The organism is Streptomyces sp. NPDC048604, assembly GCF_043199435.1.
Taxonomy (GTDB): domain Bacteria; phylum Actinomycetota; class Actinomycetes; order Streptomycetales; family Streptomycetaceae; genus Streptomyces.
Genome location: NZ_JBICVX010000005.1, coordinates 122,511 through 136,822, shown reverse-complemented (window position 1 = coordinate 136,822; position 14,312 = coordinate 122,511). Strand labels below are relative to the sequence as shown.

The 14,312-nt window shown below is 72.6% G+C and carries 13 protein-coding genes; 5 read left to right on the top strand and 8 right to left on the bottom strand.

Translation table 11 applies throughout. From position 1 onward, the window contains the following. Nucleotides 1-50 precede the first annotated feature (50 nt). Nucleotides 51-2,558 carry a DUF4132 domain-containing protein gene (locus tag ACGFMM_RS12330; protein ID WP_393645760.1) on the bottom strand — a complete coding sequence of 836 codons (2,508 nt, stop codon included), beginning with the start codon at nt 2,556-2,558 and terminating at the stop codon, nt 51-53. A 64-nt stretch (nt 2,559-2,622) separates the two neighbouring features. On the opposite strand from ACGFMM_RS12330, the gene ACGFMM_RS12325 reads away from it, so the two are divergent. The 3 genes from ACGFMM_RS12325 (at nt 2,623) to ACGFMM_RS12315 (ending at nt 5,997) form a co-directional block, all read left to right on the top strand. After that, a complete protein-coding gene (locus ACGFMM_RS12325) occupies nt 2,623-3,171 on the top strand; it encodes a MarR family winged helix-turn-helix transcriptional regulator (RefSeq protein WP_393645758.1) in 549 nt (182 codons plus the stop codon). A 91-nt stretch (nt 3,172-3,262) separates the two neighbouring features. Next, nucleotides 3,263-3,559 (top strand): hypothetical protein, encoded by a 297-nt coding sequence (locus ACGFMM_RS12320; RefSeq protein ID WP_393645756.1) that lies wholly within the window; start codon nt 3,263-3,265, stop codon nt 3,557-3,559. 8 nt (nt 3,560-3,567) lie between these two features. Then, a complete protein-coding gene (locus ACGFMM_RS12315; RefSeq protein ID WP_393645754.1) occupies nt 3,568-5,997 on the top strand; it encodes a DUF4132 domain-containing protein in 2,430 nt (809 codons plus the stop codon). Nucleotides 5,998-6,003: 6 nt separating this feature from the next. Here ACGFMM_RS12315 and ACGFMM_RS12310 read toward each other — a convergent pair whose 3' ends face one another. From ACGFMM_RS12310 to ACGFMM_RS12285, 6 genes are all read right to left on the bottom strand, one after another. After that, nucleotides 6,004-6,471, bottom strand: coding sequence for a hypothetical protein (locus ACGFMM_RS12310; RefSeq protein WP_393645752.1), 468 nt, complete (start codon nt 6,469-6,471; stop codon nt 6,004-6,006). A gap of 82 nt (nt 6,472-6,553) precedes the next feature. Continuing rightward, nucleotides 6,554-7,312 carry a succinate dehydrogenase iron-sulfur subunit gene (locus tag ACGFMM_RS12305; RefSeq protein WP_393645750.1) on the bottom strand — a complete coding sequence of 253 codons (759 nt, stop codon included), beginning with the start codon at nt 7,310-7,312 and terminating at the stop codon, nt 6,554-6,556. Next, nucleotides 7,312-9,066 (bottom strand): succinate dehydrogenase flavoprotein subunit, encoded by a 1,755-nt coding sequence (sdhA, locus tag ACGFMM_RS12300; protein ID WP_393645748.1) that lies wholly within the window; start codon nt 9,064-9,066, stop codon nt 7,312-7,314. Before sdhA ends, ACGFMM_RS12305 begins: the two co-directional genes overlap by 1 nt. A 24-nt stretch (nt 9,067-9,090) precedes the next feature. Continuing rightward, nucleotides 9,091-9,567 (bottom strand): succinate dehydrogenase hydrophobic membrane anchor subunit, encoded by a 477-nt coding sequence (locus ACGFMM_RS12295; RefSeq protein ID WP_393645746.1) that lies wholly within the window; start codon nt 9,565-9,567, stop codon nt 9,091-9,093. Nucleotides 9,568-9,575: 8 nt separating this feature from the next. Then, entirely contained in the window at nt 9,576-9,956 is a 381-nt protein-coding gene (gene sdhC, locus ACGFMM_RS12290; RefSeq protein WP_015035721.1) for a succinate dehydrogenase, cytochrome b556 subunit, read from the bottom strand. Nucleotides 9,957-10,156: 200 nt separating this feature from the next. Further along, nucleotides 10,157-10,651, bottom strand: a complete 495-nt coding sequence (locus tag ACGFMM_RS12285) for a 2-oxo-4-hydroxy-4-carboxy-5-ureidoimidazoline decarboxylase (protein ID WP_393646290.1) — start codon at nt 10,649-10,651, stop codon at nt 10,157-10,159. A gap of 354 nt (nt 10,652-11,005) precedes the next feature. Between ACGFMM_RS12285 and ACGFMM_RS12280 the strand changes: the two genes are divergently transcribed. Both ACGFMM_RS12280 and ACGFMM_RS12275 read left to right on the top strand, forming a co-directional pair. Then, nucleotides 11,006-12,628 (top strand): glycoside hydrolase family 20 protein, encoded by a 1,623-nt coding sequence (locus tag ACGFMM_RS12280; RefSeq protein ID WP_393645744.1) that lies wholly within the window; start codon nt 11,006-11,008, stop codon nt 12,626-12,628. 168 nt (nt 12,629-12,796) lie between these two features. Then, the gene (locus ACGFMM_RS12275; RefSeq protein ID WP_393645742.1) at nt 12,797-13,366 is read left to right on the top strand and encodes a hypothetical protein; all 570 of its coding nucleotides are present in this window, start codon (nt 12,797-12,799) and stop codon (nt 13,364-13,366) included. Nucleotides 13,367-13,456: 90 nt separating this feature from the next. Here ACGFMM_RS12275 and ACGFMM_RS12270 read toward each other — a convergent pair whose 3' ends face one another. Further along, nucleotides 13,457-14,206, bottom strand: coding sequence for a Clp protease N-terminal domain-containing protein (locus ACGFMM_RS12270; RefSeq protein ID WP_393645740.1), 750 nt, complete (start codon nt 14,204-14,206; stop codon nt 13,457-13,459). Between the last annotated feature and the right edge of the window lie 106 nt (nt 14,207-14,312).

Sequence of the window (14,312 nt, the reverse complement as noted above, 5' to 3'; positions counted from 1 at the left end):
CCGAGCCTAGCCGCCCGCCCGCTGCGGGCCCTCCCCCCGCCGTTGCGGGCTCACCGGGCCCGTAGCTGGGCGGTGATGGTGTGGTCGGTGATGTTCGTGTCGTCGGCCAGGAGGAAGGTCTTCGACAGGATGACGGACAGCAGTCCGCCGTCCTCCTCGAACGGCAGGAACAGTCTGCCGTCGCGGCCCTTCGGGCCCCGGTCGGCGACGATGCACAGGTAGGCGTCGTCCGGTTCCATCAGGATGTTCCCGGAGCCCAGGTGGATCCGGTACGTCCGCAGGTCGCCGCGGACCCGCAGGAAGCGGTCGGTCAGCTCGACGCGGTCCGCGACCCGGGTGCGCGGCAGCAGCCGGGCCAGGGTCTCGCGGCGGATCCGGGCCGCCTCGGTCAGCTCGCCGAAGGCGTACGACCGCCAGTACGTGCCGTACGCCCGGTCCGCGCCGCGGTCCTCCCACTCCGGGTCCGCGCCGATCGACGCCACGCCCGTGAACAGGTCGACGTCCCGCAGCGCCTCGGACAGCTCCAGCGCGGGGACCTCGGCGAGCGGGGCCGGCTGCCAGGCGCCGCGCGGACCGGCCGCGGCCGCCCGGCGTTCGAAGCGCACCTGGTCGGTCGAGCACAGTTCGGCGACGCCGTCGCCGGTCGAGCCGCCCTCGTCGACCCGCTCGACGTGGAACCGGGCCCGCCAGAACACGCCCTCGGAGAGCGGGAGTTCCCCGGGCCGGGGCAGCTCCTTGACCATCTCGGCGGCGTGCGCGTCGCCGAAGAACCCCAGGTGTCCGCCGAGCCAGCCGCGCTCGGTCATCAGCGAACGCGCCTGGCGGTAGCGCAGGACATGGCCGGCGAAGCGGTTGGAGTACGTCCGCGTCACGCGCTCGGCCGGCGTCAGCGGGTACACCTCGCGGAACACCTGCTTGAACGGCTGCCGCAGCTCCCGCGCGGTCAGCTCCTCGCGCCACTCGGCGACCTCGTCGGCCTCGGCCCGCAGCGGGTGCCACAGCCGCAGCCGACAGCCGGGCCCGACCGGGCGGGCGGTGCCGTCGGCGCCGGCCAGCGCCCAGCCGCCGCCGGTCCGCTCCGGCAGTCCGGCGGTCCAGCCGTCGCCGGGCGACGCGACCTCCCACAGCAGCGCGCGCGCCACCGCTGCCGTGACCGGGTGGTCCACGTACAGCCGCTGCCAGTCCTCCGCCGCCCAGGCCGTGCCGGCGGCCAGATGCTCCTCCAGGCGGGCCCGCTCGCCCGCCAGCAGCGTCCGCAGCTCCTTCAGGTCCCTGCGCAGCGCCTGCAGTGTCTCGGCGTGCTCTTCCTTCACGGCCTTCGGCGCGGACTTGAGCGGCTTGCCCGCCGGTCCGAGGAAGGCCAGCGCGGCGACGCCGGGAGCGTCGGCGGACAGCACCGCCGTGTACGCCCCGAGGGGCTCCTCCCGCATCCCGCGCGCGTCAAGGCCGTGCCCCGGGATCCCGCGCTCGCGCAGCATCGACGGGGTGAGCCCCGCCCGCGCGGAGACGGTCTCCACGGCCGTGGCGAGGGACTTGAGCACGACCCGGTTGCGGACCTTCCGCCGGAGCCCGCTCAGCGCCCGGACCGCCTGCTCGGCGTGCGGTCCGGTGAACTCGCCGAGGACCGCGACCGCGGTGGTGGTCAGCGGCTGGCTGCGGCAGGACTTGCCGGAACCGCCCCCGCCCGTGCCCGCGTTGAGCGCGAGCTCGCCGATCAGCGGGGCGGTCCAGTCGGCGTCCAGGTCGAGCGCCGACCACATCAGCCCGCGCACCAGGCAGGTGTTGGTCTCGCCGGCCAGACCGAACCAGTTCATGCCCCAGGGGTCGAGGTCGGAGACCTGGTGTTCGGGCTGTGCGGCCATCCCTTCGAGGAGCCGCCGCACCAGCACCGCACCGGACTCGGTCCCGGCGAGCAGCTGCGCCGCCCGCCCGCGCCAGGTCTTGGTGGCCCGCGCCTGCGTCACCTGGAGGCAGTGCGCGAGGAAGTCGCCCACACCCTCCCCGGCCAGCAGCTCCGCGTGGGCGGCCCGCATCGCCGGACCGTAGTCGTCGAGATCGTTCAGCACGTGCCGGGGCAGTCCGTCCGCCCCGGTGGCCGGCTCGCGGGCCAGCAGCGCCGCCATTCGCAGGCTCAGCGGCGCGTGGTCCTCCGTGGCCATCGGACCGCTGCCCCGGGTCAGCCCGTGCAGCGCCCGCATCCGGGCAAGGTCGAAGTCCCCGGCCTGTTCGGCCGCCGCGACCGTGAGCTCCGTGAGGGCCACGAACTCCACTTCGAGCTCGTACGGCCCGACCTGGGAGTCCTTGCCCAGCAGCCGTCCGAGCAGCAGGTCGGACTCGGCCACCGTCCAGTCCAGCCGCTGTTGCGCGAGCGCGGCCAGGGCCCGCGCAAGATCACTCCGCGGCTGCGCGCACAGGGCCGCGTGCAGATGCAGCGCCGCCGCCCGCCGCTCCGCCGTGTCCAGCGTCTTCAGGAGCGCGTGGAGCCGCCCCCGGTCCTCGGCCCGGTCGGCCGCCACCGCCTCGTTCAGCCTGTCCGCCAGGCCAGTGCTCCCCACCATGCGTACGACGGTAGGGGACCGCTCTGACAGCGCATCAGCGGCCCCGCGGCCGTACGATCGGCCCATGGAGCCGACGGAGCCCCCGAACCGGCCCGCGCGGCCGCCCGCGGAGCCGGAGCGGCGCGACTGGACCGACGGCCACGTGGCGCACTGGGAGCCCGTGCTGCCCGGGTTCGACCCGCTCGTCGAGGGGGCGGTCACCCGGATGAAGAAGCTCTCCGTGCACCTGCGCCGGGTCCGCGAGCAGTCCCTCGCCGACTTCGGCCTGGAACGCCACGAGTACGACACCCTGCACCGGCTCGCCGGTCTGGGCGGCAGCGCCGCGCCCTCGGAGCTGGCCCGGGAGCTGGACCTCGCGCCCGCCGCCGTCGCCGGCCGGCTCGACGCCCTGGAGAAGCGCGGTCTGGTCCGCCGCGTCCGCTCCGGGGCCGACCGGCACCGGGTCGTCGTGGAGTTCGCCGACGCCGGCCGCGAGACCTGGCGCGGCGTGACGGAGGTCCTCGGCCGCGAGGAGCGGCGGCTGCTCGGCGTCCTCGACCGGGACGAGCTGACCCTGCTCAACGGCCTGCTCCGGCGCGTCATGCTCGCCGAGGAGGGCCCGGGCCCGCAGTAGCCGGACCGGGCCCGCCGCAGCCGCCCCGGCCCCCCGGCAGCCGCCCGCCCCGCACGGCGCGCTGTCAGAGCGGCCTCCTACGCTGCGGGGCATGGCAATGGTCACCTTCGTCGACGAGACGACGTCCGGGGCGCGCACCGAGGCCGGCGGCCTCGCCGTCGCCGAGGAGCGCCTGGCGCTCCGCGAGCTCATCCGCCGCCGCGTCGAGCAGGAGGCCGCTCCGGGCCACGCCGAGCGCGAGTTCGCCCGCGCGGTCGACGCCTTCGGCCGCAACGGCTTCCTGGTCCTGGTCGGCGACCGCCAGGTCGAGGACCTCGACGAGACCGTGGAGCTCGGCCCGGACACCGAGGTCACGTTCCTCAAGCTGGTCCCGCTGGTGGGGGGATGAGGGACGCCATGCGCTCGATGGAGGCGGTGCAGGACCTCGTGGCCCGCGGGAACATGGGCGAACTGGCCGACGCCCTGGTCCGGATCGGCACGCTGAACGGCAACCGGTGGCCCCGGGAGGAGGCCGGGATACCGGTCCTGGTCCGCGGCCTGCCCGAGGACGAGCGGACCCGGCTGACCGGGGCGCTGGTCACCCGCTATCAGCAGGGCGGCGACGCGGAGAACGTCCGCGCGGTGGTGCTCACCCTCGCCGGCATCGCGGGCGGCGGTCTGCCCGGCGACCAGCTCTCGGTGGAGCGGCTGCGCCGCATCGACGAGCTGCGGACCGCGTGGGAGTACTACAACGTCCACGAGCTCGTCACCCTCACCCGCGGCGAGCTCGACGCCGGCCGCGCGCTGCCCGGCGGGTTCGTCGCCCTGCTGCGGCGCTGCCTGCGGACCGCGTACCTGAACGACAAGAGCCTCGCGAAGCTCGTCACACGCGTCGACGGGCCGGTGCTGAGCCCCGGCGAGGCCTGGGCCGAGCAGGCCACGGCCGACGCGCCCGCCGCGCTCCTCGCCCATCTGCTCACCGCCACCGGCGCCCGGCCCACCGCCGCCTGGGACAAGGCGGCGCTCGCCCTGGCCGAGGACCCCGAGGCCGTACGGGAGGCGGCCGTGCGCTGGCTCGGTCTGGCCGGCGCGCCGCGCACCGTGGAGCTGTACGTACGAGAGGGTTGGCCGGACCACAACAGGCTCTACGACCCGCACAACGCCGACGCGCTCAAGGGCCTCGCCTGGCTGGTGTCCCTGCTGCCGCCCGACCCGGCCGCCGTCCGCGCCCTGGGCCGGCTCGTCGAGGTCTCCCTGCGCAAGGTCCCCGGCATCGGCCCGCACAGCCCCAAGGTCGCCAACGCCGCCGTGTTCGCCCTCGCCCGCGTCGGCCACGAGGCCGCCCTGGCCGAACTGGCCCGGCTCTCCACCAAGGTCACGTACAAGGGCACGCTCAAGCAGCTCACCGCCGCCCTCGACGCCAAGGCGGCCGAACTCGGCGTCGGCCGCGCCGAGATCGAGGAGCTGGCCGTCCCCGCCTACGGGCTCACCGAGGTCGGCCGCGGCGCGGTCCGGCTCGGCGAAGCCCGCGGGCTGATCGAGGTGCAGGGCACGAAGGCGAGGCTGACCTGGACCAACGCCAAGGGCCGGCAGGTCGCCACGGTGCCCGCCGAGGTCCGCCGGGACCACGCCGAGGCGCTGAAGGAGCTCAAGGCGTCCGTGAAGGACGCCGAGAAGATGCTCGCCGCCCAGAGCGACCGCCTCGACCGGCAGTTCCTGGCCCGGCGCAGCTGGAACTTCTGGACCTGGCGGGAGCGACTGTTCGACCACCCGCTGGTCGGCACGCTCGCCCGCCGGCTCGTCTGGGCCGTCGGGGGCGAGACGCCGGTCCTCTTCGACGGGACCGACCTGCGCACCCTGGAGGGCGACCCGGTGTGCGTGGGACGCACCGCCACGATCACCCTCTGGCACCCCGTCGGCCGTCCCGCCGAGGAGATCGCCGCCTGCCGCGAGCGGCTCGAACGGCTCGGCGTGACACAGCCGTTCAAGCAGGCCCACCGCGAGGTCTACCCGCTCACCGACGCCGAGCGCGCCACCGCCACGTACTCCAACCGCTTCGCCGGCCACATCCTGCGCCAGTACCAGCTCAACGCCCTGGCCGCCCAGCGCGGCTGGACGGCGAAACTGCGGTTGTCCGTGGACGACTCGTACCCGCCGCTGTACCGCGAGCTGCCGGAGTGGGGTCTGCGCGCCGAGTACTGGGTCGAGGGCGCCGGCGGCGACCAGGACGGCGACCTCACCGACTCGTACGCGTACGCGCGGGTCGCCACCGACCAGGTCCGCTTCCACCCGATCGACGCCGGGCACAACTGGGCCCACGCGGGCGGCGGCCGCTACACCACCGCCTCGGAACCGGTGCCGCTGGAGCAGGTGCCGGCGCTCGCGCTCTCCGAAGTCCTGCGCGACGTCGACCTGTTCGTCGGCGTGGCCAGCGTCGGCAACGACCCGACCTGGCAGGACGGCGGCCCCGGCGGCCGGCACCGCGACTACTGGGAGCGGTACGGCTTCGGCGCGCTCTCGCAGAGCGCCGAGACCCGCCGCGAGCTGCTCGCCCGCCTGGTGCCCCGGCTCGCGATCGGCGAACGCTGCACGGTCGAGGGCCGGTTCCTGCACGTCCGCGGCGAGCGCCACACGTACCGGATCCATCTCGGCTCGGGCAACGTGCTGATCGCCCCGCACGACCGCTACCTCTGCATCGTGCCGAAGACCACAGCCAAGGCGGCGGACGCGGCGAGGCCGCTGCCCTACGAGGGCGACGGCATGCTCGCGATCGTCCTCAGCAAGGCGATGCTGCTCGCCGACGACACCTCGATCACCGACCCGACGATCCTCAGCCAGCTGGGGTGAAGGGCCTCAGATGCTGAGCGTCCGGGCGTAGTTGATCTGCCCCATGACGCCGAAGAAGGTGTCGGGCGTGGTGGCCGGGATGAGTACCGAGTGGTGCCGGCCCCCGCTCGTCACCGTCACCTGCACATAGCCGGTGGTGATCCGCTCCTTCATCAGCAGGAACAGCAGCCCGAGCAGGCAGGCGAGGAAGAAGATCACGGCGAGCACGATCGCGACCGGCGGGATCTTCTCCTCGACCCGCGACAGGTCCATCGCGTTCCACACCGCGCCCTTGAGCGGCATCGTGCCGGACGGCGTGACGATCTGGTCGCCGACCACGGAGATGTCGCCGATCTGCAGCGTCGGCGCCACCGCCGGCGCGTACTGCGGATAGCCGTAGGCGGGCCCGGGATAGCCGTACCCGGGCGCGCCAGGCTGCTGCCCGGGCCCCCACTGGTAGCCGGGGTCCGACCGGTAGGGGTTCGGCTCGCTCATCGATCCCTGCTCTCCGCACACGAAAAGGCCCGCATCTGCACGCCGAAGCGTACCGATACGGGCCTTTCGCCGTGACGACCGGTCAGAAACGACGCGTGATCAGCGCGCGCTTCACTTCCTGGATCGCCTTGGTGACCTCGATGCCACGCGGGCAGGCGTCGGTGCAGTTGAACGTCGTGCGGCAGCGCCACACGCCGTCCTTGTCGTTCAGGATCTCCAGGCGCTGCTCGCCCGCCTCGTCACGCGAGTCGAAGATGAAGCGGTGCGCGTTGACGATCGCGGCCGGACCGAAGTACTGGCCGTCGTTCCAGAAGACCGGGCAGGACGAGGTGCACGCGGCGCACAGGATGCACTTGGTGGTGTCGTCGAAGCGCTCGCGGTCCTCGGCGGTCTGCAGCCGCTCGCGGGTCGGCTCGTTGCCCTTGGTGACCAGGAACGGCATGACGTCCCGGTACGCCTGGAAGAACGGCTCCATGTCGACCACGAGGTCCTTCATCACCGTGAGGCCCTTGATGGCCTCGACGGTGATCGGCTTCTCGGGGTTGATGTCCTTGATCAGCGTCTTGCAGGCGAGCCTGTTCTTGCCGTTGATCCGCATCGCGTCCGAGCCGCAGATGCCGTGCGCGCAGGAGCGGCGGAAGGTCAGCGTGCCGTCCAGGTCCCACTTGATCTTGTGGAGACCGTCGAGCACGCGCTCCTTCGGGTCGATCTCGATCTGGAAGTCCTCCCAGACCGCTGCGTCCGAGATCTCGGGGTTGAAGCGGCGGATCCGGAAGGTGACCGTGATGTACGGGGAGGCCTTGGCCTCGGCCTCCACCTTGTCCAGTACGGGGGTAGCCATCAGTACTTACGCTCCATCGGCTGGTAGCGGGTCTGGACGACCGGCTTGTAGTCGAGACGGACGGTCTCGGAGCCGTCCTCGCCGACCTCGCGGTACGCCATGGTGTGGCGCATGAAGTTGACGTCGTCGCGGTTCGGGTAGTCCTCGCGGTAGTGGCCGCCGCGGGACTCCTTGCGCGCCAGGGCCGAAACGGCCATGACCTCGGCCAGTTCGAGCAGGTTGCCCAGCTCGATGGCCTCCAGGAGATCGGTGTTGAAGCGCTTGCCCTTGTCCTGGATGGACACGTTCTCGTAGCGCTCGCGCAGCTCGGCGATCTTCTCGACGGCCGTCTTGATGGTCTGCTCCGTGCGGAACACCATCACGTTGGCGTCCATCGTCTCCTGGAGCTCACGGCGGATGTCGGCGACCCGCTCGTTGCCCGTGGAGTTGCGCAGCTTCTCGATCGTCTCGACGACGAGGGACTCCGGGTTCTCCGGCAGCTCGACGTAGTCGGCCTTCGCGGAGTACTCGGCGGCGGCGATGCCGGAGCGCTTGCCGAACACGTTGATGTCGAGCAGCGAGTTCGTGCCGAGACGGTTGGCGCCGTGCACGGAGACGCAGGCGACCTCGCCGGCGGCGTACAGGCCCGGGACGACGGTGGTGTTGTCCGAGAGGACCTCACCCTCGACGTTGGTCGGGATGCCGCCCATGGCGTAGTGCGCGGTCGGCTGGATCGGGATCGGGTCCGTGTAGGGCTCGATGCCGAGGTACGTGCGCGCGAACTCGGTGATGTCCGGGAGCTTGGCGTCCAGCTGCTCCGGCGGGAGGTGCGTCAGGTCCAGGTAGACGTGGTCGCCCTCGGGACCGCAGCCGCGGCCCTCGCGGATCTCCGTGTAGATGGAGCGGGAGACGACGTCACGGGACGCGAGGTCCTTCATGACCGGCGCGTACTTCTCCATGAAGCGCTCGCCGTCCTTGTTGCGGAGGATGCCGCCCTCACCGCGGGCGCCCTCCGTCAGCAGGATGCCCATGCGCCAGATGCCCGTCGGGTGGAACTGGAAGAACTCCATGTCCTCCAGGGGCAGACCGCGGCGGTAGCAGGCGGCCTGGCCGTCACCGGTCAGGGTGTGCGCGTTGGAGGTCACCTTGAAGAACTTGCCGGTGCCGCCGGACGCGTAGATCACGGCCTTCGCCTGGAAGACGTGGATCTCGCCGGTGGCCAGCTCGTAGGCGACGACGCCGGCGGAGTGCTTGACCCCGTCGACCTCGGTGATCAGCTGGTCCAGGACGTAGAACTCGTTGAAGAACTCCACGCCCTCCTTGACGCAGTTCTGGTACAGCGTCTGGAGGATCATGTGGCCGGTGCGGTCCGCGGCGTAGCAGGACCGGCGGACCGGGGCCTCGCCGTGGTTGCGCGAGTGGCCGCCGAAGCGGCGCTGGTCGATGGTGCCGTTCGGGGTCCGGTTGAACGGCAGACCCATCTTCTCCAGGTCGAGGACGGCGTCGATGGCCTCCTTCGCCAGGATCTCGGCGGCGTCCTGGTCGACCAGGTAGTCACCGCCCTTGACCGTGTCGAAGGTGTGCCACTCCCAGTTGTCCTCCTCCACGTTGGCCAGCGCGGCGGCCATGCCGCCCTGCGCGGCGCCCGTGTGGGAGCGGGTCGGGTACAGCTTGGTCAGCACGGCGGTGCGGCTGCGCTTCGTCGCCTCGATGGCGGCGCGCATGCCGGCGCCGCCGGCGCCGACGATGACGGTGTCGTACTTGTGGAACTTCATGACGTGGTTACCTCAGCCCCGTGCCTAGCGGATGTTCGGGTCGAAGGTGAAGATCACCAGCGTGCCCAGAAGGATGGTGAACACCGTGGCGGTGTACAGCAGGCCCTTGAGCCACAGGCGCGTGTTGGCCCGCTCCGCGTAGTCGTTGATGACGGTGCGGAGGCCGTTGCAGCCGTGCAGCATGGCGAGCCAGAGCATCAGCAGGTCCCAGGTCTGCCAGAACGGGGACGCCCAGCGGCCGGCCACGAAGGCGAAGCCGATCTTGGAGACGCCGCCGTCCAGGAAGAGCTGGATCAGCAGGTGGCCGAGGACCAGGACGACGAGGACCACGCCGGACAGACGCATGAAGAGCCATGCGGCCATCTCGAAGTTGCCGCGGGTCACGCGCGGGGTCTTGCCGGTGCGCTTGCGGGGGGCCTCGATGTACGGGGCCGGGTTGTCCACGTCGTACTGGGCTGCGCCCTCGACGGGACCGATCGCGGAGGTGGTGTCAGCAGACATTTCTGGCGTCAGCTCCCGAACAGTTCACGTGCGGCGTGGCCGAGGACGGGGTACAGCGAGCCCGCCATCAGCACGACCCAGATGCCCACGACGGTCCAGAGCATCTGCTTCTGGTAGCGCGGGCCCTTGGACCAGAAGTCCACGGCGATGACACGCAGGCCGTTGAGCGCGTGGAAGAGGATGGCGGCGACGAGGCCGTACTCCAGCAGAGCGACGATCGGCGTCTTGTAGGTCGCGACGACCTCGTCGTACGCCTCGGGGGAGACGCGGACGAGCGCGGTGTCCAGCACGTGTACGAACAGGAAGAAGAAGATGAGGACGCCGGTGACTCGATGAGCCACCCAGGACCACATTCCTTCCCGGCCGCGGTACAGCGTTCCAGCCGGCACGGAAAAACCCTCCGGGAGCGGGGATCAGGGCCCGGCCGGCTTCTCTGTCGGTCTGGCCCGGCCGGGTACGGTCCACCGGCCCCGGTCATCGTAGCGACGTGGTGTCGGTTCCTCCGCGCGGGGTCCGTCGGTGTGATCAAACAGGCACGTACGGCCTATCACCACGCCCTGGAACGCCCGCATTCCGGACGAACTCACGGTCAGGCGACCGAACGGGTGAGCCGGGAGCGGGCCAGCCGGCGCAGCTCGTCGGCCGCCACCACCCGCTCCTCCTCCTTTTCGTTGCCGAGTCGTGACCGGATGCCGGCCAGGACTCCGTCAAGTCGCTCGGCCGGGTGCACGCCGTCCAGGCTGATCACGAAGGCGTGGCCGAAGGTGCTCTCGTACGCGGCGTGGGCGGCGCGCAGCGCGGTCAGCGCGGCGGCCGGGGCGCCGGCGGCGGCCGTGGTGGAGGACTCGCGGGCCAGGGCCTCGTCGAGGTCGGCGCGGGAGAGGTCGTAGCTGGCCTCGTCGGCGGCGGCGAGCAGCGCGTCGAGGGTGGGGTAGGGCCGGTGGGCGGCGATCCGCTCGGCCCAGCGGCGGCTGCCGCAGCAGCGGAGGAGCGTGGCCTCGGCGGCGGGGCGCGGGGCGGTGTTGAAGCCGGCGAGGCCGCCGGGGCCGCCGGGGTGCCGGGCGCTGCCGAGCTGGGCAGGTATGGCGCGCGAGACCGGCTTCCCGGAGCGGGCGTGGGTGTCGCTGGTCAGCGTGAGCTCCGAACGCGGGACGGGAAGGGTGAGGTGGATGTGGCGTCACGCTATCGACGGGCCGGAGGAAGTGTCCGACGGATGCGCGAATTTCACCCGAAGGGGAGGGTTTCGGGGCTCGGGCTGGACGAAGGAGGGTGAACGGACGGGTGAATTACGCCGCACCTGTGTGGCACCGAGGCCGCTGGGAGTGTCGCCTCCGCCGTCGGGAGTGTCGCCTCCGCCCTCGGGGCGGCGCGGCCGCGGCGGAGCCGTCGAAACGCCCCGAATGGCCGGTGTCGCCCGTTTGGGGGAGGATGCCGAGTGATGCGGCACCTCATACGCGGCCGGCGGACCGGCCCCGCGCTGGTGGCCGCCGCGGTGGCGACGGCCACCGTGGCGGCCTGCTCCAACGGCTCGTCCGGGGCCGGCCCCGGGACGAGCGCGCCGCCCGCGACCTCCTCCGCCGCGGCCCCGGCCACGACGTCCGCCCCGGCCCCGAAACCCTCGCCGACCCGGACGTACCCGCTCTCCACGGCGCCGCGCACCGTGCCCGCCGTCCAGGAGCACACGCCCGCCCGCGGCCCCGGCTGGAGCCCCGGCCCGGACGCCGGGATCGTGATCGCCCCCGGCAGCGAGGCGCTCGCCGACGAGGCGCGGCTGCTCGCCGGCGAACTGCAGGTCGCCTACCGGGGCGAGGCCGCCGCCGGGCCGGGCGACGTCCAGCTGGCGCTCGGCGGTTCGGGCGCGCCGGAGTCGTACACGCTGACGGCCTCCGGCGGCCGGGTCCGGATCACGGGTCCCGACGAGGCCGGCGTCTTCTACGGCACCCGCACGGTCAAACAGGCGGTGAGGTCCGCGGGCGTGGTGCCCGAGGGCGTGATCCGTGACCGGCCGGCGAAGCCGCAGCGCGGGCTGATGGTCGACATCGCCCGCAAGCACTTCACGGCGGGCTGGATCGAGGCCCGGATCCGGGAGCTCGCGGACCTGAAGCTCAACCAGATCGGTCTGCACTTCTCCGACGACCAGGGCTTCCGCATCGCGTCGGACACGCATCCCGAGGTGGTCTCGGCGCAGCACCTGACCAAGGCCGAGGTGCGCCGGATCATCGCCCTGGCCCGGAGCCTGCACGTCACCGTCGTGCCCGAGATCGACTCGCCTGGGCACCTCGGCGCGGTCCTGCGGGCCCACCCCGGGCTCCGGCTGCTCAATGTGCAGGGGACGCCGCGGCAGGGCGCGATCGACATCTCCAAGCCCGAGTCGGCGCGGCTGGTGGACGAGCTGCTGCGCGAGTACGCGGCGCTGTTCCCCGGCGCCTGGTTCCACGTCGGCGCGGACGAGTACCAGGCCCTGACGGTGCGCGACCCGGCCGCCTCGTACCCGCAGCTGGCGAGCGCGGCGGCGCGGAAGTACGGCCCGTCGGCGACCGTCCGGGACCTCGCGGAGGGCTGGCTGAACGACCGGGCGGCGGTGGTGCGCGCCGCGGGCAAGACGGCGAAGGCCTGGAACGACGGCTTCTTCCGGGGCGGGACGGTGAGCGCCGACCGGCGCATCGAGGTGGAGTACTGGACCGGCAAGGAGATCGGGGCCCGCCCGCCCGAGGAGTACCTGGCCGAGGGCCGGAAGGTCGTCAACCTCAACGACGAGTACCTCTACTACGTGCTCGGCGAGCCGAACCAGTTCACGTACCCGACGGGCCGGCGCATCTACGAGGAGTGGACGCCGCGGGTGCTGCGCGGTTCGACGGCGGTGCCGGCCCGCTACGACGCGCAGATCCTCGGCGGCACGTTCGCCGTGTGGTGCGACCTGTCGGGGGCGCAGACGCAGGCTCAGGTCGCGGCCGGGATCCGGCTGCCGCTGGCGGCGACGTCCCAGAAGCTCTGGGACGCGCGGCAGCCGGCGCTGAGCTGGGAGCGGTTCCGGGCGCTGGCGGATGAAGTGCGCGGCTGATCCGGGTCCTTGCTGCTGCCTGCTCGTTCTTCTGCTCGTCGGTTACTCGTTGTGGACGACCCCTAGCCAACAGGCATGAGCCGATGGCATATTTTCGGCCGCACAGTGACGAAAACACGCCAGTCGGCGCAGTAGAGGGAAGTACTGCGTCCGCGACGGGAGGCGTCCATGACGTCGGCAACGAGCCGAAGCCTGCTGGAAATGATCGCCGTGGCCGACGAGCGGACCCTGGCCGCGGCCGGACTCGCCTGTCTGGACCGCTGTCTGCCGCTGCTCGACCCCGACGCGGCGGACGTGCTGCGTCCGGCGTGGGCCGCGGTCGCGCGCGGGGGCGGCGGGGACGCCTGGGGCGAGGCGGTCGCCAAGGCCGGCGTCGAACTCGCCGGGGCCGCCGGGCCGCACGCCGCGGACGTGCGCGGCATGCTGGGCGACGCGCCCGCCGACTGGTCCGACGGACCGCTGCGCGCCTGGGCCGACGCCTGCTCGGCCACCGCGCTCGCGCTGCACGCGACGTACGACGCGGGCGAGGCGGACGAGCGCGCCGGACTCGTGGAGCGCTGCCGGTCGGGCGAGCCCTCCGGCGCCGGCCCGCTGCTCGCCGGGGAGCTCCGCCGCCAGCAGGCCGTGCTCGACTCCGCGGCCCACGGCCCGACCGGCCTGCGCCGGGCCCGTGACCTGTCGACGGAGGGCCGCCGGGTCCTGAAGGCCGTGGTCTCGCGGCGGGCGCGCGGCAACTGACGTACGGGCAGGGGCCCGCCGGACGATGTCCGGCGGGCCCCTGTTCCTGTCGGCCGCCGGGTCGGCTGTTGGTGGCCGGTCGCCGGTCCGTCAGGCCGTCGGGGGCTGCGGCTCGGTGAGGGTGATCGAGGCCAGCGCCTCGGCGATCTCGGTCTCCGCGGTCGCCTTCGACACGCCGAGGCCCGAGAGCGCGCCCCGGCCGTCCTCGTGCTCCAGGAGGGCCAGCAGGATGTGCTCGGTGCCGACGTAGTTGTGCCCGAGGCGCAGGGCCTCGCGGAACGTCAGCTCCAGGACCTTCTTGGCGTCCGCGTCGTACGGGATCAGCGGCGGGACCTCGTCGGCCTGCGGGGGCAGCGTTGGCGTGACCGCGTTGCGGACCGCCTCCGCCGTGACGCCGCGCCCGGTCAGCCACTTCATCGCCAGCGACTCGGGCTCGGCGAGCAGGCCGAGGACGAGGTGGGCGGGCAGGATCTGGGCGTTGCCGGCGGCCCGGGCCTCCTCCTGCGAGGCCACGACCACGTTGCGGGCGCGCGGGGTGAAGCGGCTGAACCCGGCGTTCGGGTCCATCTTCGCGGCGTCCGGCTCCTTCGGCACGAACCGCTTCTGCGCGGCCTGCCGGGTGACGCCCATGCTGCGGCCGATGTCCGTCCAGGAGGCGCCGGAGCGGCGGGCCTGGTCGACGAAGTGGCCGATGAGGTGGTCGGCCAGGTCTCCGAGGTGGTCGGCCGCGAGGACCGCGTCGGAGAGCTGCTCGAGGGCGTCGGTGTGGACCTTCTTGATGGCCTCGATCAGGTCGTCGAGGCGCACGGGAACGTTCGTACCACGCGGGTTCGTCGTCATGAGGCAACCCTAGGTTGACAGTCGAGGGGTGTCAACCGTCGGTTGACATGTGCGTGGCCTGTGATGTGACGACGGACACGTTGCGGGAGCGTGACGATCTTGTCGG